This window comes from Grimontia sedimenti (assembly GCF_011045095.1).
Classification (GTDB): Bacteria; Pseudomonadota; Gammaproteobacteria; order Enterobacterales; family Vibrionaceae; genus Enterovibrio; species Enterovibrio sedimenti.
Window position 1 is genome coordinate 122,098 of the sequence record NZ_JAALDL010000008.1, and the last position, 19,082, is coordinate 141,179.

Genomic DNA, 19,082 nt, shown 5'->3' on the forward strand with positions numbered 1-19,082 from the left:
GTGTTTGACAGTGGAAGTTTCGCTTACTGGAAGCCGAACTTGCCGTTGTCGTTTTTCCACTCGCTACGCGGTGGGATGGTTTCAATCACATCCCAGTGCTCTACGATTTTTCCGTTATCGACGCGGAACAAATCGTAGAATGCGACGTGCTCGTTCAGGAATTTTCCTTCGCTGATCGTCAACACGAAGTTACCTTGACCTAGAATTTTGTGGTTTTTGGTGTAAGACATTGGCATGCCTTGCTCAGCCAGCGCTTGCAGCGCTGCCCCCAAACCTGCCAGACCGTCTGCCACCATTGGGTTGTGTTGTAGGTAGGCTTCCGGTTCGTTGTCGATAAAGTCATTGATGCGCGCCATGTTGCCTTCCATCAGGATGGTTTTCACGAAGTCTGCAACAATGGCTTTGTTCTCTTCAGTTTTATCCAGATCAACCGCTTCGGTTGGGCCGTCGAGTTGGGTGCGGCCGCTAGGGTTTGCCGGGGCGATGTCTTGCAGGTTGTCCCAATGCTCAACAATTTGGCCGTTTTCAAAGCGGAATACGTCGAAGCCAACTTTCGGACCGAAGAAATCGTATTCAGTGTGCAGAAACACGTAATCGTCATCCTGGAATGCGCGTTTCACGTCCGCTTTTGCACTTCCTTCTGGCAGGGCCTTCATGACTTCACCGAAACCTTCCAGACCATCTGCAACCGCTAGATTATGCTGGATGTATTTGTTTGGGTTTACATAAGCGATAGGTGCCGGATCACCGGTTTCAATGCTGCTGATCAGTGCAACGGCTTTGTCTTTGTTTGAGAGCGACTCCGAGGCTGACTGGGCGCTGCATGCAGCAATTCCCATCACGCTGGCCACAGCAACAGAGCGAAGAAGTTTGTTTGTCATTGTTTTCATTGTCTCGTCCTTTTGTTCGGTGTTGAAACAATGTTAGGACGTTGCACTGAATCCGTGCAGAGTGGAAATAGGCAGAAAAATGGTCAATATCGAACCGGTGTAAACTGAGTTCAGTGCAAGCCTTTTATGCATCAATGGTTATCGATAGTGATTTCTGAACTTGCTAGGCGTGAGTCCCGTTTCCTTTTTGAAGTATTTAACGAAATTGCTTGGGTCTTCGAACCCGAAGTCATAGGCGAGTTGTTGAGAGGTGATTTTGCTCACCACCAACCGCCGTTTGATTTCAGTAATGGTGAAAGCATCAATCATTTGTTTGGCGGTGAGAGACGTAGATGCCTTACAAACCTGATTGAGAGTTTTATAGGTAGTAGCAAGTTGGTCGGCATACCAGTTTGCATCGCGCGTACGTTCAAAATGTTCCTGTAGAAGTGCGATAAAGCGCGAGAGGAGACGACTTTGCGAAGGTGAAAGGTTGTCGACTTCCCCGACAGTTTTCAAACGTCGATGAAGCAAAGTCAAAGCTGAGAACAAATACATCACGATCAATGGGTCACCACCTTCACAGGTGAGTTCTGCGATCATTTCATTAAGTAATGAGGATGTGCGTTTACGGTTTTCTTCATCCAGTTCAAAGGCTGGCGAATATTGGCTGTTGAGGTGCGTCGGCGTGAAACTGGGTAGCCTCATGTTGGCGTGAACCGCATCTAGATATTCTTGCGTGAATATCAGTATTTTCCCTTCTGGATTGTCCTTCAGGTCAAATGCAGTGACCTGTTCGCGTTGTACGCTGATCACTGAGCCGGGTTTGAAATCGTATTCCTTAAAATCGACCATCTGCTTACCTTCCCCTTTTTCAAATATCACTGTCATGAAGAAGGAAAGACGGTGCGGCGCTTGAGGATCGTGGTCTTTGAACTCGCGGGTGTAGAGTTTGGAGAGTTCGATGATCTCTACATCCTGTAGGGCGGCTTCACGCTGTTTAAAGTCGATCAGTGGAATTGCCATATGCGTCGCGAAAATTAGGAAAAAGATGAAATCATTCTAGCTCAATGTGAAGCCAAAGCGTGACTAAGTGATTGACTATGAAATAAATTGAATGCCGAACGAGACGCATATCGTAAAAAGTAAACGGTGGTCTGTCCTCCCTTCTTTCAAGGAACAATTGCTTGGAACTCAAAATAGATAACCGCAGAACTATTGTCGACATTCACGAGAATGGTGTGCGGGCTCATCCTTGTCTGGTTGTGGCAATTCATGGCGACAGTCCTTTTGGTTCGGTGAGTTATCAAAATCAGTTTGCGAAAGCCATCGCTAAACGCACTAGCAATGTCGTATCTGTCGGGTTATTGAGGCCGGGTTATAAAGATAATCTGGGACGAAAATCCGGGGGTTGGAAAGGTTTTACCGTTGGGGACAATTACAACCGCAAACGTATCGAGCATATTGTCTTGGCCATTCAAGCGCTAAAAGACCTCTATAGTCCCGCTAAAGTGATCATTTGTGGTCATTCCGGTGGCGCGGCGATAACGGGAAAGATCATCGCGTATTATCCAAGCCTTGCTGATGCAGCAGTAATGGTTTCCTGTCCTGCGGATATTAACCGTTGGCGCAAAGACATGTATGACCAACGCCGCAATCCGCTGTTTTGGGGTAACCTTCGGGTAAACTCACCGATTGCGTTGGTGGACAGGATTGATACCAAAACAGATCTTCATCTGATTTGCGGCCTGGAAGACGATGTCACCCAACCCTACCTGACTGAAACCTATGGTGATGTGTTGAAGGAGCAAGGCAAGACAGTGAGCGTCGATTTTATTTCGGGTGGTCATGACATTTTTCTGGATGAGTTTGTCATGGATGCGGTGGTTAGAAAAGTGAATGTGCTTTTGAACCAAAGCAAGAATACTCAGGCAATAGAGACGGATTGTCAGGCATAATGCCCTCCAGCGAGTTTATTAGGGAACAACAATAATGATTGAAAGTGGCGAAAGTTATTACGACGATCTGTTCGCGAAGAAAGACCTTCAAGGCGAATCGTTCGCGGGCATTGAGTTTGAGGAGTGTCGCTTTGAAGAGTGTGACTTCTCTGATGCCATTTTCAAAAACTGTAAGTTTATTAATTGTGAGTTTTCACGCTGTAATCTGAGTTTGATGAACCTCTCCGGCACGCGTCTTTTTACTGTGCAGTTTGAAGAATGCAAGCTGGTGGGCGTGGACTGGAGCAAGGCTGACTGGCCTTCATACCATGTGGATTTCGAACTCAGGTTCAAGCAATGCATTCTGAATGATGCTTCATTTTTTGGGCTGACGCTTCACGAGCTCAAACTCGAAGAGTGCAAATTGCATGAAGTGGATTTCAGGGAAGGGAACTTCCAGCAATCTTCGATGACATACTGCGATTTTTCCCATGCCCAGTTTATGCGCACCAATCTGCAAGAGGTCGATTTCACTGAATCGACAGACTACGCCATCAACGTATTGGAAAATCAGCTTAAAGGCGCCAAGTTCTCTCGCTACGAAGCGCTTAACCTGCTGGAAAGCCTCGGCATAGAGTTGGTGGACTGATACCAATCGTAGTAAATATCTGCTCATCCTAGCTTGTTAAAATGCTCGATAACTGTGTTGGAAAATTTGCCTGTAGAATAACTACTTATCGAAATTTCCCGCCTTGTTCTCTAGCATTTTTCCTGCGCTATTTCTGATCAGCTACCTACTGCGATTGGTATGAACAGAAAAAACGGCGCTGAATGCGCCGTTTTTTCTTTTGCTTAGCCCCTAACGTTTTTTAGCCCCTGCTTTTTTCAAAAGCTGGCGCTTGAGGCGACGCTTCTCTCCGCCGCGACCACCACGCTTTTCATGGTGCTCTTTATCTGCGTTGATATCTGGTTCGAAACCCGCCAGCCACTCCTGAGGGAGGCGTTGGTCAATCAAGGTTTCAATTGCGTTCAGCATGCCTTCTTCTTCACGACTCACGAGCGATATCGCCATGCCAGATTTTCCCGCGCGACCGGTACGGCCGATTCGGTGAATGTAATCTTCCGCTTGATGTGGCAGTTCGTAGTTGAACACGGTATCCAGCGAGGGGATATCTAAGCCGCGCGCTGCTACATCGGTTGCTACCAACACACGCACAGTACCATTTTTAAAGCCTTCCATAGCGCGGTTACGTGCGCCTTGGGTTTTCTCTCCATGAATAGCTTCTGCAGCCAGCCCGTCAAGCTTGAGTTCGTTTGCCAGCGCTTCAGTACTTTGGCGGGTTTTAGCGAACACCAATACCTGCTGCAGGTTACGGCTGCCAATCAGATAGGAAAGCAGTTCGCGCTTACGTTTTCTGTCAACGGGATGTACCAACTGATTGACGGTTTCAGCTGTGCTGTTGGCGGTCGATACCTCGACTCGCACTGGGTCGTTAAGCAGGCGGTAAGCTAAATCCAAAACCTGTTTTGGGTAGGTGGCGGAGAAAAACAGCGTCTGGCGTTCCTTTGGCATTTTCTTCATCAGGCGCTTGATGTCTGAAATAAAGCCCATGTCGAGCATGCGATCAGCTTCATCGAGAACCAGCGTATCCAGGCTGTTGAGCTGCAAGGTACCAATATGAAGGTGATCGAGCAGGCGACCCGGCGTGCCGACAATGATTTCTGGCTTCTTCGCCAACTGATTCTTCTGAGGATTAATGTTCGCGCCACCATACAGCGCCACACATTTTAGCGACGTGTGCTGACCATACTCTGCAACTTTGTCATACACCTGCTGAGCCAGCTCTCGGGTTGGCGTGACGATCAACACACGGGTAGAACCTTTTACACCACGTTCCAGAAGCTGGTGGATCAGCGGCAGCGTAAAGGCGGCGGTTTTGCCTGTGCCTGTTTGGGCAGCACCCATCACGTCTTTTCCTTCCAACACTTTTGGAATCGCTTGCTGCTGGATATCAGTGGGCTCGCTGTAACCAAGTTCACTCAGCGTTTGCTGAAGCGTGGGATGAAGAAGTGAAAATACGTTGTCTGACATGGGTAAAAAGTTCCGACATAAAGAAGGGGCGCGAGTGTATCAGATAGTCTGAATTCACGGAAATGCTGTGCATAATCTGCACTCGTATACTAGCTCAGGAATGCGAATATTAGCGTGATTGTCGACCCGGAAGTCGCTACTCGCCTGTAACGGCGGTGTTTTTGTTCTATGTTAAACATTGAAGTCAAGCGAGGGTAAGGCAGTGGGACAGAATATTAATAAAACCTCGTTTAGCGCCAGCGATCATGAGCAATTCGCCAAGCAGCTAAAGTCAGAACTGGACCAACTCGAAGGATTGTTGAATACGCCGGGTTGGGGAATAGGAAAGTGCACCTTGGGTGCCGAACTGGAGCTTTATCTTACCGACAAACATCATCGACCCGCACACTACAACCTCGATATTCTCGACAAAGCCTCAGACCCCCTAATGACGGCTGAAATCAATCGATTTAACGTTGAATACAATTGCCCTTACACCGAATTCAGCGGTTCTCCCTTCACCTTCCTCAAGCAGAAAATGGATGAACGACTGCAATCATTGCAGACCATTGCGCACAATGATGGCGTAGATGTCACACCTATCGGGATCTTGCCAACATTAAAAGATGGAGATTTTGGGTTGGCATCAATGACGGACTCTCCCCGTTATCACGCTCTGACTGATATCCTTTGCGAATCCCGCGGTGGGCCATTCCACATCCGTATTCATGGCGCAGAAAGCCTGGAAGTGGATGCCGATGATCTCACGCTGGAAGGTGCTAATACTTCTTTTCAGGTGCATTATCGTGTTAAACCTGATGAGTTTGCTCAGTGGTACAACGGTATTCAAATCGCCACGATTTTCACCTTGGCGATGGCAGCGAATTCCCCTGTCTTCTTACAGAAAAAACTCTGGCATGAAACCCGGATACCGCTGTTTAAGCAGTCCATAGACAGCCGCAATCTTTGTGGTATGAACTGGCACACGCCTGCGCGGGTATCCTTCGGTAAAGGGTATGTGCGAAAAAGCGCGCTGGAACTGTTCAGACAGGGTGTCAGCCTTCAACCAGTTTTGTTGCCTGATCTGCCGGAATCTAAATGTAAGGAAGGCTGCGGACCAAGGCTTGACGCGCTGCGTCTTCACCAGAGCACGATTTGGAGCTGGAATCGCGCTGTGTATGACGATGCAGACGGTGGACATCTTCGTATTGAACTCAGAAGTTTGCCCGCCGGGCCAACCACCATTGACATGGTAGCGAACGCGGCGCTTTGCATTGGTTTGGCGCATGCGCTTCAACGTGACCTGGACAGGCTGATGGACAGGCTACCTTTTGAATTTGCCAAGTATAATTTCTATAGAGCAGCTCAATATGGTGTGAATGCCAATATCCTTTGGGAATCAGAAAACGGCACGTTGCAAGAATACCCACTGGTGGATGTGTTGGATAAGTTGTTACCACGCGTTGCCGATTCGTTGGTTGAACTGGGCATTTCCAGGGTAGAGGCTGACATGTTGATGGTGGTGATAGAGCACCGTTTGGCAAAACGTCAGAACGGAGCGAGTTGGCAGCTTTCGACTCTGGTTGAGCTGGAAAGAAAATACGGCCGAGAAGTCGCCCTGAACAAGATGTTCGCTCTGTATCAAAAGCAATATTTATCAGGCGCACCAGTTTCACACTGGCCGATTTTATGATGCAGTGGGTGCTAGTGTTAACAGACCCTAAGAATTTCACAAGGAGTGTAAGAAAGTCATGATGCTGCATGATGTTAGCTGGCCTAACGATGAAGATTTACGACGCGGATTGGTTGCCTGGTTGGATACGCTGCCGGGAGCCAGTTGGCTGACGTTGCCGGGCCGGGATCCTGAACGACATCGTGTGGTGGTGACATTACTTCACGGCAATGAACCTTCCGGAGCCAAGGCACTCTGGCATTTTGCCCAGAATTCTCCTGACTGTGCAGTGACTACGCATTTTTGTTTGGCCAATGTGAAAGCTGCGCTCTACGACAAGCCTTTTACCACCCGACATTTCGCTGATAAACCGGACATGAATCGCTGCTTTGGGAAAACAGGCGAGGATGACAGCTATGGCATCGCGGCTGAAATCATGACACGTATTGCCAAGTTAAAACCTGAAGCGGTTGTCGACCTACACAACACCTCCGGCACCAGTCCTTCATTCTCTGTCTCTATCATTGATGATGAAAAACACCAGCAGATAGCCTCACTGTTTACTGAGCGAATGCTTTGCACCAGTGTTCGTTTGGGCGCGCTGATGGAGCAAACCACTGACGAGTCACCTATCGTTACCGTCGAATGTGGGGGCGCTGCCGATCATGCCGCCCATGAAGTGGCGAAAAATGGGCTTCATCATTTCCTGACAGCAGACAATATCTTTGCCAATCATTCTGGCTTCTGGCCACTGGACTTGCTTTACCACCCAGTGCGAGTGCAACTGAAACAAGGGTTGGAACTTTGCTATCACGACCGGAAGGTCGAGGATGCAGACCTGACCCTTCCTCCTGATATTGACCGCCATAACTTCGGTTGGATGGCGGCAGATAGCATGATTGGGTGGCTCGGAGAGAAAGGACTGGACGGCATGACCACCAATGATGGCGAAGGCGGACACCCAATTGACGCACTTTTCTATGAACATAATGGTGAGCTTCTTTTAAAACATGCCTCCAAGCTTTTCATGATCACCACCAAACACCATATTGCCCTATCAGACTGCCTGTTTTATATGGTGGTTGACTAAACTCGCTAACATTTTGTTTCGTTGCATAATTTTATTTTCAATAAGGTGTCATGCATAATTAATACACATTGCTAGGCTGAAATGGCATAATGGACTTTATGAGATTGAATGCATTTCCATGCACAGTGTCTTGATCGGTATTCACGGGTTATTCCGCATGAAATATTGCCGTCAAGGCGCTGTCAGAAAATTGAAAGTTTTCCGTATGGTGTCTCGGAAAATAATGTTTTCTAATTTATGCATTACTAATGTTGTAAAGAATTCCCTACTTATCCTTCTAATTAATTGTATTAAAAGGAAATAATTTTAGTTCCTCTCAATTGTATACATCCTTTCTACAACTATTCCTTTCTTTGTGTATGGGGATTGTTTAGTCTTTAAGTCCTATTTTTTATTAAAGGATGATTATCCCTAGATCCTTTACCATAAAATCTATAAGGTCTATCACATAATAATGAAATGCTAAAAGTTCAGATTTTTTAGACTTAGACAAAAGGTTCAAACGCTTAGTATTTTGCAGTAAGGGATTAGGGCTAATAATGCTTTTGGATCAAAAAGAAGTTTTAGCACTGTTGCGCTGTCCGCGTAGTGGCGCTGAGCTTGATAAATTGGACGATCAAAACGCCAAGGTGGCGTCAAGCACGGGGGACATACACTACGAAGTAGTGGGAGGTTACCCGATTTTGTTGTGTTCTGAACGCTGCAAAGGGTTGGGATGGCAATTGTCATCTGATGCTTCCGCTGTAACACGACACACCTATTCTGGTGCAATGAAGGTGATGAAGCGCCTGGTTTCGCCACCTTCCGGTGTAACGAAGAAGAATGTAGACACGCTAATATCCACACTGTTTGAGTTACGCAGAAAGCCACGCGTGTTGATAATAGGGGGAGGTACTATTGGTGAAGGCATGGAACGCTTTTATGAAGACGAGAATATCGAATTAGTTTCTTTTGATGTTTACGCGTCTCCAAACGTTCAATTTGTGGCTGATGCTCATTGTATTCCATTGAGCGACAACAGTTTCGACGCTGTGATCATTCAAGCCGTGCTAGAGCATGTTATGGATCCGGGAATGGTTGTCTCTGAAATCCATCGTGTACTGAAACCCAATGGTTTGGTGTATGCGGAAACCCCTTTTTTACAGCACGTCCATGAAGGCCCCTACGATTTCATGCGTTTTACCGAAAGTGGACACCGTTTGTTATTCCGTCAGTTCAGCTTGGTTAAGTCAGGAGTCTGTTCCGGGGCAGGTACGCAGTTATTGTGGGCGCTTGAAGGTTTCTTCAGTGGACTTTTCCGCTCGCACTGGGCAGGGAAAGCAATCAAGCTTTCGCTGTTTTGGGTGATGCTGTTCGACCGTTTGATCCCTGAAAAATACAATGTAGATGCAGCCAATGGCGTGTTTTTTCTTGGTTCCAAGTCGGAACGTTCAATTGGTAATGCGGAGATAGTGGCTCATTACAAAGGTGCTCAATAAAAATTGTCATCAGAAAGAAAGCGCTTTCCTATTTTATTGATATTTAAAAGTGTGCAGTAGCTCAGCTTTAAAGAGCATATTTGGGCTTGTTGTTTTTCTATTTATATTTCGTCTTGTTTTCAATACAAATTCTCAGAAATACGGTCGATAGAATCGAAGTGTATTTTGCTTGCGAAGGGCATTCTGCCCATGGATTGCAGTTGGAGAATGAAGTATGAAGTCGTGTCTATTGTTTTTAAGTGTCGCACTATTTTTAGGAGGATGTGGAGATAGTCGCGGCGGAGAACATGATTCTGGAAACAATGGTGGACAGGAAATAGATGGCGGTACTGAAAGCTCCGAAACACCTGATGATCCTGTTGCACCGCAGGTACCAAATGATGAAGAAGAAATACCTAGCCCGACTAATTCCTCCGCTTGTTTTAATGAAACTTTTTATCAAGTGGGAACCATTGTTTCAACTGAGTTAGAGCGACGCGATGGAGGAACTCAATTACCAAATTATTCAGAAACGACTGAGGTAACTCGAGTTACTTCATATCGTGGTTATTCTGATGTTTTTGAACAAAGCATTACGTCTGGTAGTTCGACAAGTACATACTATATTTTGGCCGATACGTCAGCGAAAAGTGTCACGACATTAGGTCAACTTCTCGATGGCGAGGAATTTACCTATCATCCCAGTGGTTTGCTTCTCGACTACGACATTGCGTTGGGAGAGACAAAAAGCTATCCCACAGTAACAGAGCAGATTGACGGTAATGAAACTAGCTCAGCCGAGTATTCATTTGAATTCCTTAGAACGGAGAGAGTCACAGTACCAGCCGGGACATTTGACACATGTGTGATGGTTTTGACCTATAACAGTACCTCCTCCGACGGAACCTCTGCAACCACTGAATACACCCAGTATATTGGCGTTGGAAACGGCTTGATGATCCGAGAAGATTCAATGATTACAACCAGCGATGGTGATCAATTTACTGGTTCTGATAGGCTTGTTTCTGCCACCATCAACGGCAATCCAATCTAATCAAAAAAGGCCGGATTCAATCCGGCCTTTTCTATCATGATTTAGCTTATCGCTTTACACATACGAAAATGGCATTGCCTGACGTGGTGTTCCACATCTCCAGCTTTTCGTAGTCGTGTTCAAACACAGTGACTTCAAAGTATGGTTCAAGCAGATCTTTTAACTCGTTGAAGCTAACGGCGACCATTGGGTGGTCGTCATGCCATTCTTCGGTCATCTTGTCCGTGGTCTTTTCGATGCTGAGTTTCAGTGCTTGTTTGTCGCCTTCACCGGAATAGAACCAGCCTGACTTAAATGCAAACTCACTGCCTTCGTGCTGAACAATATGGCGCACGAAAGAGTTATTGTTGATCAGGTTCTTCTCAACGGCGTTAAAGCAGAACACACCGCCAGGCTTCAGAGCTGCGTGAGCACTGCGAATACAAGCGCTCAGGTTTTCGAGATTGCCACTGTAGTGGATTGAATAAAGAAAACAGGTGATGAGGTCATAAGGCGCATCCACCACAAACTCACACATATTCTGCAGCGAGAATTGTGCTTCTGGACAGCGCAGTTTCGCTTGATCCAGCATTGGCTGGTTCAGATCAAGACCATCGCTCGAGAAGCCGGTATCAATAAAATAGCGAATATGTGGGCCAGTACCACACGCCAGATCCAGGTGACGTTTCCCTTGGTTACCAAACAGTTGATGAAGTCTGCGCACACAGTCACTTTGAGACTGATAGTTAATGTCTGCGCACATCAGATCGTAATAACCCGAGAGATCTGTATACAGCGCATTTGATGATGGAGTAATCACGTAAAACACACCGAAATGAAAAAGGTGGCGCATCGTACATCGGTTTTCATTTTAGCGCGATATAAATCACATCATGAATTTGTACTGAGGCTGGAAAGAAAAAACGCCAGCAATGGCTGGCGCTTTATGAGGAGTGCTTTCAGTTAGCTCTGCAGAATCAACAGCGGCAATGCCAACATTTCATCGTCTTTGGTTGCGAAATAGATAATCACGCCAACCAAAGCGGCAACCGTTGAGAAGTACCACACGGTACTGAAGATTTGACCGTAGCGGCTCAGCGGCAACAGATGTGAGTGATGACGGTATTTCCATTCGAAGATAATTTCAGCACTACCAATCAGCAACAGGAAGCCAAGCAGGGCCAATCCGAATGCATAACTGACATATACGCCCACCGCCGCACCAGCAATACAGGCTACCAAGCCCGCAACGCTGTTCATCGAAAAGCTGATGCTTTTGAGGATGTGTCCGCCATCAAGGGGCAAAATCGGTAGCAGGTTGAACAAGTTTAATAGCGCATTAAAGGTTGCGAGACCGGCAAAAAACACATTCCCTGTTACCCAGTAAGCCACGAGCGCTGCCAAAGACATAAACAGGCCGAAGGTTGGTCCCATGATGGAAATCACCACATCCTGCCAGCGCGTATTTATCTTCTCATCCGAAAGCGCCAATCCGCCCATAAACGGGATAAGGTAAATGCCTTTGGTTTTCATGCCAAAGTATTTCATGGCGCGGATATGGCCGTATTCATGCACCACAAGGCAAGCAATCAAGGCCAAGGCGAATTGCCAGGAAAACAGCCAGGAATAGGCAGCGACACTTGCGCCCGCGAGTACTACTTTGATGACTTTGGCACTCTTGAAGAGTTTCAAGCCCAGTGATGCCAGACCAATCAGGCTGAATTTCTGTTTGGCTTGGGGTTTAACTTCCGGCTGTTGTCGCTCGATGTCTTTTTCATTGCGCGAGCCAGATTCCACCACTTCTCCGTCTACCGCCACTTTGTAGTCGATGTTGAATGGCTGCCAACTGAGGCTGGAAGATACATCGACGGTAATGATTTGGTCGTTGGCCGTCAGTTGGAAAGTGTGGACTTTCTCGCCGTCGTTATCGGCGCTTGCGGCGAGTTGAGAAACGAGTTGGTTGTCCCAGTAAAGTGCTTGCCAGCCCGCCAGCGATCCTTCAAGACGCAGAGGCTTACCGAGACAGGTGATGTTGAATAGTTCCAAAGTGTTAGTGCTTCATCAGAAAACGTTGGCGCTAATGTACCAGCATTAGCGCCGGATTTCTCTAAGTAGGGAGATTGGTTAGTGAAGGAGCGACGATGATTTTGCGCGGGGCGGAATCACTTTTCTCTAACTGCTCAATCAAGCGTTTTGCGGCTTGTCGCCCAATCTCTTTGGCATCTGAATTCACAAATACGATGGGCGGCTCGGTGAGTTCCGCCTCTTGAACGGCATCAAAACCTACGATGGAGATTTCTTTGTTGAAGATGGTGTCGTTCCCGACGTCTCTGCCAAGTCGGTGAACGCCTTGTACCGCGCCGACTGCCGTTGACGAATAATGGCAAAGTACCGCGCTGATTTGCGGATGGCTGGCAAGCAATGCTTCGACCGCTTTTGCGGCGGGTGCCTGACCGGGTTCACATTCCACCACCCATTCAGGTTTAAACGGCAAACCAAACTGCATTAGCGTGCTGCAATAACCTCCCACGCGTTCAGCGCGACAAAGTGAACTGCTTTTCCCGCCGACGTAAGCAATGCGACGATGACCTTGTTCAATCAGGTATTCCGTCGCCATTTTCGCCGCACTGGCGTTATCCGGCCCGACGTAATCAATCTGGTGATTGACCGATGCGCGGGAGATACACACCAACGGCAAGTTATGCGCTTTGAGCACATCCGCATCAACCTGCTGGTTTTCATTGGTCGGACAGAAAGCAATGCCGCCAACACCCTGACGTGCCATGGTCAGCATGCACTGTTCAAATTTTTCAGCATCGCCACTTTGCGCCAGAAACACCATGTAGCCTTGTTTTTCGGTTTCTTCGCAAAGCCCGGCAGCGACTTGCGCGTAGTAAGGGTCACTGATGTCTTTCAGGATCAGACCAACAATTTCGCTGCTGTTAGAGCGAAGGTTAGCAGCAGCACGGTTTCGGACATAGCCAAGTTCAGTCACGGCTTTGTTGACCTTATCCGCCGTATCCGGAGAGATACGCCCTTTGTTGCCCAACACCATTGAGACCGTGGTGACTGAGACGCCTGCGTGCTCAGCGACATCCGTGATCGTCACTTTCTTCAAGTGAATTCCTTATTTGATACTTAATAACCAGACGACGTGAAAATGCAGGATTCAGCGTGCATCCTCATGTCGTTTGAATATGGGTTAGCGTGACATTAGTAAAACGTTTTACCAAGAAAGGATACTGCCAAATTCCCATTATTTAAACCTGATCAAATTTGTGGATTAAGCATCGATGCGCAGATCACAAATGTTTTGATAAAACGTTTTACCAAAATTTTGTTTCCCTAATATGAGCGGCGAAAACACATAGTCCCGTGTGTGGGGCAGACAACCGATTCATGCTTTGGTTGAGGACTCCACACCAGTCATATGCTCATAATTCGGAGAGTTGTAATGACGAAGAAAGCCACCAAAACCACCATGTGGGAATTCCTCCAAAGTCTTGGTAAAACCTTTATGTTGCCTGTTGCGCTGTTGGCGTTCTCAGGTATTTTGCTCGGTGTGGGTAGCTCGCTGTCGAGTAATGCCATCCGCGAAGCGATCCCTTTCTTAGATAACACCCTGCTTCAATACCTGTTTATGTGGATGACCAAGATTGGCTTGGTGGCATTCATCTATCTGCCAGTGATGTTCGCGATTGCGATTCCGCTGGGTCTGGCACGAGAAGAAAAAGGCGTCGCAGCCTTTGCGGGTTTCGTGGGTTATGCCGCGTTTAACCTGGCGATCAACTTCTTCCTGACCGTGAACGGCGTGCTGGGTGACGAACTGGAACGCAAAGCCTACGGCGTGAAGAGCATTATCGGCATTGAATCTATCGACACCGGTATTCTGGGTGCTGTGATGGTAGGTATCATCGTCGCCAAACTGCACCAGCGTTTCTACACCTTCAAGATGCCGGATGCACTGGCGTTCTTTGGTGGCGCACGTTTCGTTCCTATCATTTCAGCAATTACGCTGGGTGTTGTGGGTGTACTGATCCCATTCGTATGGCCTTACTTTGCTGCTGGCATCAACGGTATCGGTAACTTGATTGCAGGTGCTGGCGCGTTCGGTCCGTTCCTGTTCGGTACTGGTGAGCGTCTACTGTTGCCTGTTGGTCTTCACCACATTCTGGTTGCACTGATCCGCTTTACTGAAGCGGGCGGCACCATGGAAGTGTGTGGTCAGACAGTCTCTGGCGCGCTGAACATTTTCTACTCTGAACTGGCGTGTGCAGATACCAACGGCTTCAGCCCTGAAGTGACCGCATTCCTGTCCCAAGGCAAGATGCCAGCATTCCTTGGTGGTCTGCCGGGTGCAGCACTGGCAATGTACCACTGTGCGAAACCTGAAAACCGCAGCAAGATTAAAGCGCTACTGATCTCTGGTGTCGTGGCGTGTGTGGTCGGCGGTATCACAGAGCCTCTGGAATTCCTGTTCCTGTTCGTGGCACCGGCTCTGTACTTCATCCACGCTATCCTGACTGGCCTTGGCTTCATGGTTATGGGTCTGCTGGATGTGACTATCGGTAACACCGACGGCAACATCATCGACTTCCTGGTGTTTGGTGTTCTGCAAGGCACAGCAACCAAGTGGTATCTGGTTCCAATGGTGGCAGGCGCGTGGTTTTCGGTTTACTACACCGTGTTCAAGTTCGCGATTACCAAGTTCAACCTGAAAACCCCGGGCCGTGAAGTGGACACCGCGGAAGTAGACTCTGAGCTGGAAGCGGCTTTCATCAACGAATCTGGTAAAGGTGCAGCGATTCTGGCAGCACTTGGCGGTAAAGAGAACATCACCGCGCTGGACAACTGCATTACCCGCCTGCGTCTGTCTGTCGACAACATGGAACTGGTAGATGCTGACAAGCTGAAATCATACGGTGCGCTGGGTGTGGTGAAGCTGGATGCTCACAACCTGCAAGTCGTGATTGGTACTCAGGTTCATCTGGTGAAAAATGAAATGCAGGCGCTGATGACCGCAACGGCAAGCTGATAACTTGTTCCCCCTAAACCCCCGCAACTCAATAAGTCGGGGGTTTTCCTGTTTGTGTACGACAAGAAGGCACACATGACATTTAATTTTGACACCCCAATTGACCGCATGGGCACCTACTGCACTCAATGGGACTATGTGCAGGACAGATTCGGCAAAGCAGGGCTGCTGCCATTCACGATTTCAGACATGGACTTCGCAGCGCCAGCACCTGTGATGGAAGCCCTGAAAGCGCGCTTGGAACATCCTGTTTTGGGCTATTCGCGCTGGAATCACGATGACTTTAAAGGCGCGATTGAAAGCTGGTATCAACGCCGCTTCGATGTGCAAATCGACAAAGACACCATCGTTTACGGCCCCTCAGTGATTTACATCATCGCCAAGCTGATTGAAACGTGGAGCCACGCGGGCGATGGCGTAGTCTTTCAAACGCCAGCATATGATGCATTCGACAAGTTGGTGGAAGGGGCAGGGCGTCGCTGTGTGCGAAACCCACTCGTCAAAACAGCATCCGGCTGGGAAATAGACTGGAACTTGCTGGAAGCGCAATTGGCAGAAGCCGATACCACGATTTTCCTGCTGTGCAGCCCACACAACCCAACCGGTCGTGTTTGGCAAAAAGATGAATTGCAGCGCATCGCAACGCTTTGCGATGAGCACGATGTGGCGCTGATCTCCGACGAAATCCATATGGATGTCGCCTTCAAAGCTCATACTCCTTGGACAGGCTTTGGCATGACGCAGCGTTGGGCGCTGGTGACCTCAGCTTCCAAGTCTTTCAACATTCCGGCTTTGAACGGCGCTTACGCGTTTATTGCCGAAGACAAAGCGCGTAATGATTACCTGTTCAAACTGAAAGAAGTGGATGGGCTGTCATCGCCTTCTATTCTCGGCGTGATAGGGATGATGGCCGCCTACAATCACGGTGAAGAGTGGCTCAACGCATTGAATGCTTATGTGCGTGATAGTCACGGGATTGTGCGTGACACACTCAGCATGTTCCCAGAACTCAACTACGTGGTGCCTGATGCGACGTATTTGGCGTGGATTGATTTGTCGCCGCTAAACCTTGATATGCAGAAGTTACAAAGTGATCTGATTGAACACTTCAATGTCGCCATTATGGATGGCAGTGTTTATGGGGAGTCGGGCAAAGGGTATGTCCGCCTGAATCTGGGCTGTCCGCGCTCGAAAGTGGAAGCGGGATTGAAAGCGTTGATTGAGGCAATAAAGCGTCAGCGACCTTAAAAAAAAGCGCCACAATCTGTGGCGCAAATCTCGTAGAGATAAGGAGAAAATCGGAAGTAGATGCTTTTCGAAGAGCCTTGATTATTCCCTTTCTGCCTGCATAACCTCAATCACTCAAAATTTTAATGATGCAAAAAAGCGTCATAGAGAAAGCCTGAATATTTAGTGAAGATTCCTGTTGGGGATGGTGGACATCCCTTTCCCTCAGCAGGAATTCTTCTCATAACAATAAGCAGGCTCTATGAACTATCGGCGAACAAAGCTATTTACTTCATTGATGATGGGCGCGCTGGCTTCGGGATCTGTTCTGGCAGAAACCGTAGACTTGAAACAACTTCACCAACTCGCTCTTTCCAACGACCCCCTACTTTCCCAGGTTAATGCCCAGGCGAACATGGCAAACGAAAGCATTGATCTGGCTTTTGCAAACCTGTTGCCTCAAATCCATGCTTACTTTAATGCGGGCCACTTACATGACCATCGAGGTGTTGATGCGACGATTGGCGGCTCAGGAAACAGTGTGGGTGTTGGCGCAAAGTTAACTCAGGCAATTTATACACCAGCGGCCAAGCTTAGCGTTGATATTGCCAAGCAGGATGCCTCCAAAGTTGCGCTCTTAGTGGAGAAAGCAGAGTCTTCGCTGGTGTTGAGAACATCTACTGCTTACTTCGATGTGCTGCGCGCCAGTGATGCGCTTTCTGTTGCGGAAGCCAACCTGAACACCATCGAAGAAATGAACAAACAAACCACGATGCGTGTTGAACTGGGCCTTGCCAGCGATTTGGACCACTGGGAAGCGCAGGCAAAATATGACATGGCCAATGCGAACATTATTCAAACCCGTGCCATGTATGAAAACAGCCTTGATGCCCTTTATACATTAACGGGAAAGCAGTTCTCCGGCGTGTATCCGATTGATAATGCGCTCTTCTCTCCTAAGCAGCCTGCAAACGACAACCTGCTGCTGTGGCAGCAAAAAGCCCAAGCTCAGAACCATGACCTACGAATGGCAACTCAGGCTATGGACATTGCCAAACAACAGATAGCGCTGGCGCAAAGTGGCCACAAGCCAACCGTTGTCCTGTTTGGCGGTGTGAATCAAGAACTGCTCATGGATATTACCCATTTGGGTGGCAACAAAATTGAAGATGGCAAGCTGGACAATCTCACTGAGGTGGAAGTCGGTATTGCTGCGAATTTGCCGCTGTACACAGGTGGTCGCACCTCGGCTCAGGTGGATATAGCAAAAGAAGGCTTAGTACTGGCGCAGAGTGTGCAGGAACAAACCTTCAGGAGTGTGACGGAGCAAATCAACCAGGCAGAGCGCTTTGCGACGGCTTCCTTACATGCACTGAAAGCTCATCAACAAAGCCTTATTTCTGCTGAAGCTGCCCTTAAAGCCATCGAAAAAGGGCATGAAGTTGGTACACGCACCATGACCGAGGTGTTGGATGCCAATACCCGCTATTTCCAAGCCCAAAACCAAGTCAATCAAGCGAAGTATAACTTCATCATCAATAGCCTAATGCTCAAGTTCGTGGCAGGTGAGTTAGCTGTCGATGATATCCATGGCTTAAACGCCAGCCTCAAGCGCGAATTATAAAGTTAGGAGTGATTAAGACGATGAAAATGAATAAAAATCTTCTGCTTGCCAGCCTGTTGTTTCCCGGTTTAGCGCTGGCACAAGGTGTACAGGTTGATGCGATGACGACAGAGCACGCACAATTTACACCAACCCAATCTTATGTTGCCAAGCTTGAAGCGGCTGAACACGCCAAGTTGATGACACGCATTTCGGGTTATTTGATGAAGCAACACTTTAGTGACGGTGCCTGGGTAAACGAAGGGGACGTGTTGTTTGAAATTGACCCTGTTCCGTATCAGCAAGCATTGGCGATTGCAGAGGCTAACCTCGAAAAAGCGAAAGCGGCGCTGGCCCGCGTTGAGCTGTCGCACAAGCGTGTGAAAGCATTGCAGGACAACGGCGGCGCAACGCAGTCAAATCTTGACGATTCCACGGCTGAATTGACGGTTTCCTTGGCGAATGTCGCGGTGGCGGAAGCGGCTGCAAACAAAGCGCGGGATGACCTGTCTTACACCAAAATCCGTGCCCCCTACGATGGTCGTTTGGGTCGCAGTAACTTCTCCCGCGGCGACATGATCACTCCAGCATCCGGGCCGATCACTGATATTGTCAAAATTCATCCTATCACGGCGACCTTTTCAGTAAGTCATGATGAGTATCAACAGCAGAAGGCAAAACATCAGGGGCCCATTTCATTTTTGCTTGAGGAAACTGGTCAACAGGGTGGCTTGAAGTTTGTTGATAACAAAATTAACCCTGCCAGTGGCACCATCAAAGTGGCGGCGACGTTCGATAACGAGGACCTTGCGCTATTTCCAAATCAGGTTGTTCGTGTCTCTTTAAACAATGCCGCTTTTTTCGATGGCGTATGGATCCCTCAAGCTTCAGTTCAACAAGCGCTGACTGAACAGTTCGTTTATGTCGTCAATGATGGCAAGGCAGAGCGCCGTGCGATTGAAGTGCTGGAGCGTCAAGGCACTAACGTGTTTGTCAGCAATGGTATTGAAGCGGGTGAGCGAGTGATCACCGCAGGTTTGCTGCGCGTGCGTCCTGATGTACCAGTGGTTGTGAGCGAGGAGTAAGGT

16 protein-coding genes are annotated in these 19,082 nt (G+C 48.2%); 10 read left to right on the plus strand and 6 right to left on the minus strand.

Annotation, left to right across the window (positions count from 1 at the left end):
* Positions 1 to 23: 23 nt before the first annotated feature.
* The gene (locus G5S52_RS12225; protein WP_165013880.1) at positions 24 to 890 is read right to left on the minus strand and encodes a nuclear transport factor 2 family protein; all 867 of its coding nucleotides are present in this window, start codon (positions 888 to 890) and stop codon (positions 24 to 26) included.
* Positions 891 to 1,028: 138 nt separating this feature from the next.
* A complete protein-coding gene (locus G5S52_RS12230) occupies positions 1,029 to 1,895 on the minus strand; it encodes a helix-turn-helix domain-containing protein (RefSeq protein WP_165013882.1) in 867 nt (288 codons plus the stop codon).
* A gap of 161 nt (positions 1,896 to 2,056) precedes the next feature.
* Between G5S52_RS12230 and G5S52_RS12235 the strand changes: the two genes are divergently transcribed.
* Both G5S52_RS12235 and G5S52_RS12240 read left to right on the plus strand, forming a co-directional pair.
* Complete coding sequence (locus G5S52_RS12235) at positions 2,057 to 2,827, plus strand: alpha/beta hydrolase family protein (protein WP_165013884.1); 771 nt, start codon at positions 2,057 to 2,059, stop codon at positions 2,825 to 2,827.
* Positions 2,828 to 2,861: 34 nt separating this feature from the next.
* Positions 2,862 to 3,455: a pentapeptide repeat-containing protein gene (locus tag G5S52_RS12240; protein ID WP_165013886.1), complete on the plus strand. Its 594-nt coding sequence runs from the start codon at positions 2,862 to 2,864 to the stop codon at positions 3,453 to 3,455.
* A gap of 210 nt (positions 3,456 to 3,665) precedes the next feature.
* On the opposite strand, the gene G5S52_RS12245 is transcribed toward G5S52_RS12240, so the two are convergent.
* On the minus strand, positions 3,666 to 4,898 hold the full coding sequence (locus G5S52_RS12245; protein WP_165013888.1) for a DEAD/DEAH box helicase: 1,233 nt from the start codon (positions 4,896 to 4,898) through the stop codon (positions 3,666 to 3,668).
* A gap of 202 nt (positions 4,899 to 5,100) precedes the next feature.
* Between G5S52_RS12245 and G5S52_RS12250 the strand changes: the two genes are divergently transcribed.
* The 4 genes from G5S52_RS12250 to G5S52_RS12265 all read left to right on the plus strand — a co-directional run bounded on the left by G5S52_RS12250 (position 5,101) and on the right by G5S52_RS12265 (position 10,150).
* A complete protein-coding gene (locus G5S52_RS12250) occupies positions 5,101 to 6,570 on the plus strand; it encodes a glutamate-cysteine ligase family protein (RefSeq protein WP_165013890.1) in 1,470 nt (489 codons plus the stop codon).
* 58 nt (positions 6,571 to 6,628) lie between these two features.
* Positions 6,629 to 7,639, plus strand: coding sequence for a M14 family metallopeptidase (locus G5S52_RS12255; protein WP_165013892.1), 1,011 nt, complete (start codon positions 6,629 to 6,631; stop codon positions 7,637 to 7,639).
* A 539-nt stretch (positions 7,640 to 8,178) separates the two neighbouring features.
* On the plus strand, positions 8,179 to 9,117 hold the full coding sequence (locus G5S52_RS12260; protein ID WP_165013894.1) for a class I SAM-dependent methyltransferase: 939 nt from the start codon (positions 8,179 to 8,181) through the stop codon (positions 9,115 to 9,117).
* A gap of 214 nt (positions 9,118 to 9,331) precedes the next feature.
* The gene (locus G5S52_RS12265; protein WP_165013896.1) at positions 9,332 to 10,150 is read left to right on the plus strand and encodes a hypothetical protein; all 819 of its coding nucleotides are present in this window, start codon (positions 9,332 to 9,334) and stop codon (positions 10,148 to 10,150) included.
* A 46-nt stretch (positions 10,151 to 10,196) separates the two neighbouring features.
* Here G5S52_RS12265 and G5S52_RS12270 read toward each other — a convergent pair whose 3' ends face one another.
* The 3 genes from G5S52_RS12270 to malI form a co-directional block, all read right to left on the minus strand.
* Complete coding sequence (locus G5S52_RS12270) at positions 10,197 to 10,982, minus strand: class I SAM-dependent DNA methyltransferase (RefSeq protein WP_165013898.1); 786 nt, start codon at positions 10,980 to 10,982, stop codon at positions 10,197 to 10,199.
* 110 nt (positions 10,983 to 11,092) lie between these two features.
* Positions 11,093 to 12,175 (minus strand): site-2 protease family protein, encoded by a 1,083-nt coding sequence (locus tag G5S52_RS12275; RefSeq protein WP_165013900.1) that lies wholly within the window; start codon positions 12,173 to 12,175, stop codon positions 11,093 to 11,095.
* Positions 12,176 to 12,236: 61 nt separating this feature from the next.
* Positions 12,237 to 13,253, minus strand: coding sequence for a Mal regulon transcriptional regulator MalI (gene malI / locus G5S52_RS12280; RefSeq protein WP_165014018.1), 1,017 nt, complete (start codon positions 13,251 to 13,253; stop codon positions 12,237 to 12,239).
* Between the two features lie 330 nt (positions 13,254 to 13,583).
* Between malI and malX the strand changes: the two genes are divergently transcribed.
* From malX to G5S52_RS12300, 4 genes are all read left to right on the plus strand, one after another.
* Complete coding sequence (gene malX / locus G5S52_RS12285; protein WP_165013902.1) at positions 13,584 to 15,164, plus strand: maltose/glucose-specific PTS transporter subunit IIBC; 1,581 nt, start codon at positions 13,584 to 13,586, stop codon at positions 15,162 to 15,164.
* Positions 15,165 to 15,239: 75 nt separating this feature from the next.
* Entirely contained in the window at positions 15,240 to 16,412 is a 1,173-nt protein-coding gene (locus tag G5S52_RS12290) for a MalY/PatB family protein (protein WP_165013904.1), read from the plus strand.
* A 241-nt stretch (positions 16,413 to 16,653) separates the two neighbouring features.
* Entirely contained in the window at positions 16,654 to 18,015 is a 1,362-nt protein-coding gene (locus tag G5S52_RS12295; RefSeq protein ID WP_165013906.1) for a TolC family outer membrane protein, read from the plus strand.
* A gap of 20 nt (positions 18,016 to 18,035) precedes the next feature.
* On the plus strand, positions 18,036 to 19,079 hold the full coding sequence (locus tag G5S52_RS12300) for an efflux RND transporter periplasmic adaptor subunit (protein WP_165013908.1): 1,044 nt from the start codon (positions 18,036 to 18,038) through the stop codon (positions 19,077 to 19,079).
* Positions 19,080 to 19,082: the final 3 nt, after the last annotated feature.

Excerpts from the sequence above, each read along its gene's own strand:
- G5S52_RS12270 (WP_165013898.1), bottom strand. The coding sequence starts at position 10,982 with ATGCGCCACCTTTTTCATTTCGGTGTGTTTTACGTGATTACTCCATCA.
- G5S52_RS12295 (WP_165013906.1), top strand. The coding sequence starts at position 16,654 with ATGAACTATCGGCGAACAAAGCTATTTACTTCATTGATGATGGGCGCG.
- G5S52_RS12265 (WP_165013896.1), top strand. The coding sequence starts at position 9,332 with ATGAAGTCGTGTCTATTGTTTTTAAGTGTCGCACTATTTTTAGGAGGA.
- G5S52_RS12290 (WP_165013904.1), top strand. The coding sequence starts at position 15,240 with ATGACATTTAATTTTGACACCCCAATTGACCGCATGGGCACCTACTGC.
- G5S52_RS12230 (WP_165013882.1), bottom strand. The coding sequence starts at position 1,895 with ATGGCAATTCCACTGATCGACTTTAAACAGCGTGAAGCCGCCCTACAG.
- G5S52_RS12225 (WP_165013880.1), bottom strand. The coding sequence starts at position 890 with ATGAAAACAATGACAAACAAACTTCTTCGCTCTGTTGCTGTGGCCAGC.
- malX (WP_165013902.1), top strand. The coding sequence starts at position 13,584 with ATGACGAAGAAAGCCACCAAAACCACCATGTGGGAATTCCTCCAAAGT.
- G5S52_RS12260 (WP_165013894.1), top strand. The coding sequence starts at position 8,179 with ATGCTTTTGGATCAAAAAGAAGTTTTAGCACTGTTGCGCTGTCCGCGT.
- G5S52_RS12255 (WP_165013892.1), top strand. The coding sequence starts at position 6,629 with ATGATGCTGCATGATGTTAGCTGGCCTAACGATGAAGATTTACGACGC.
- G5S52_RS12300 (WP_165013908.1), top strand. The coding sequence starts at position 18,036 with ATGAAAATGAATAAAAATCTTCTGCTTGCCAGCCTGTTGTTTCCCGGT.
- G5S52_RS12240 (WP_165013886.1), top strand. The coding sequence starts at position 2,862 with ATGATTGAAAGTGGCGAAAGTTATTACGACGATCTGTTCGCGAAGAAA.
- G5S52_RS12245 (WP_165013888.1), bottom strand. The coding sequence starts at position 4,898 with ATGTCAGACAACGTATTTTCACTTCTTCATCCCACGCTTCAGCAAACG.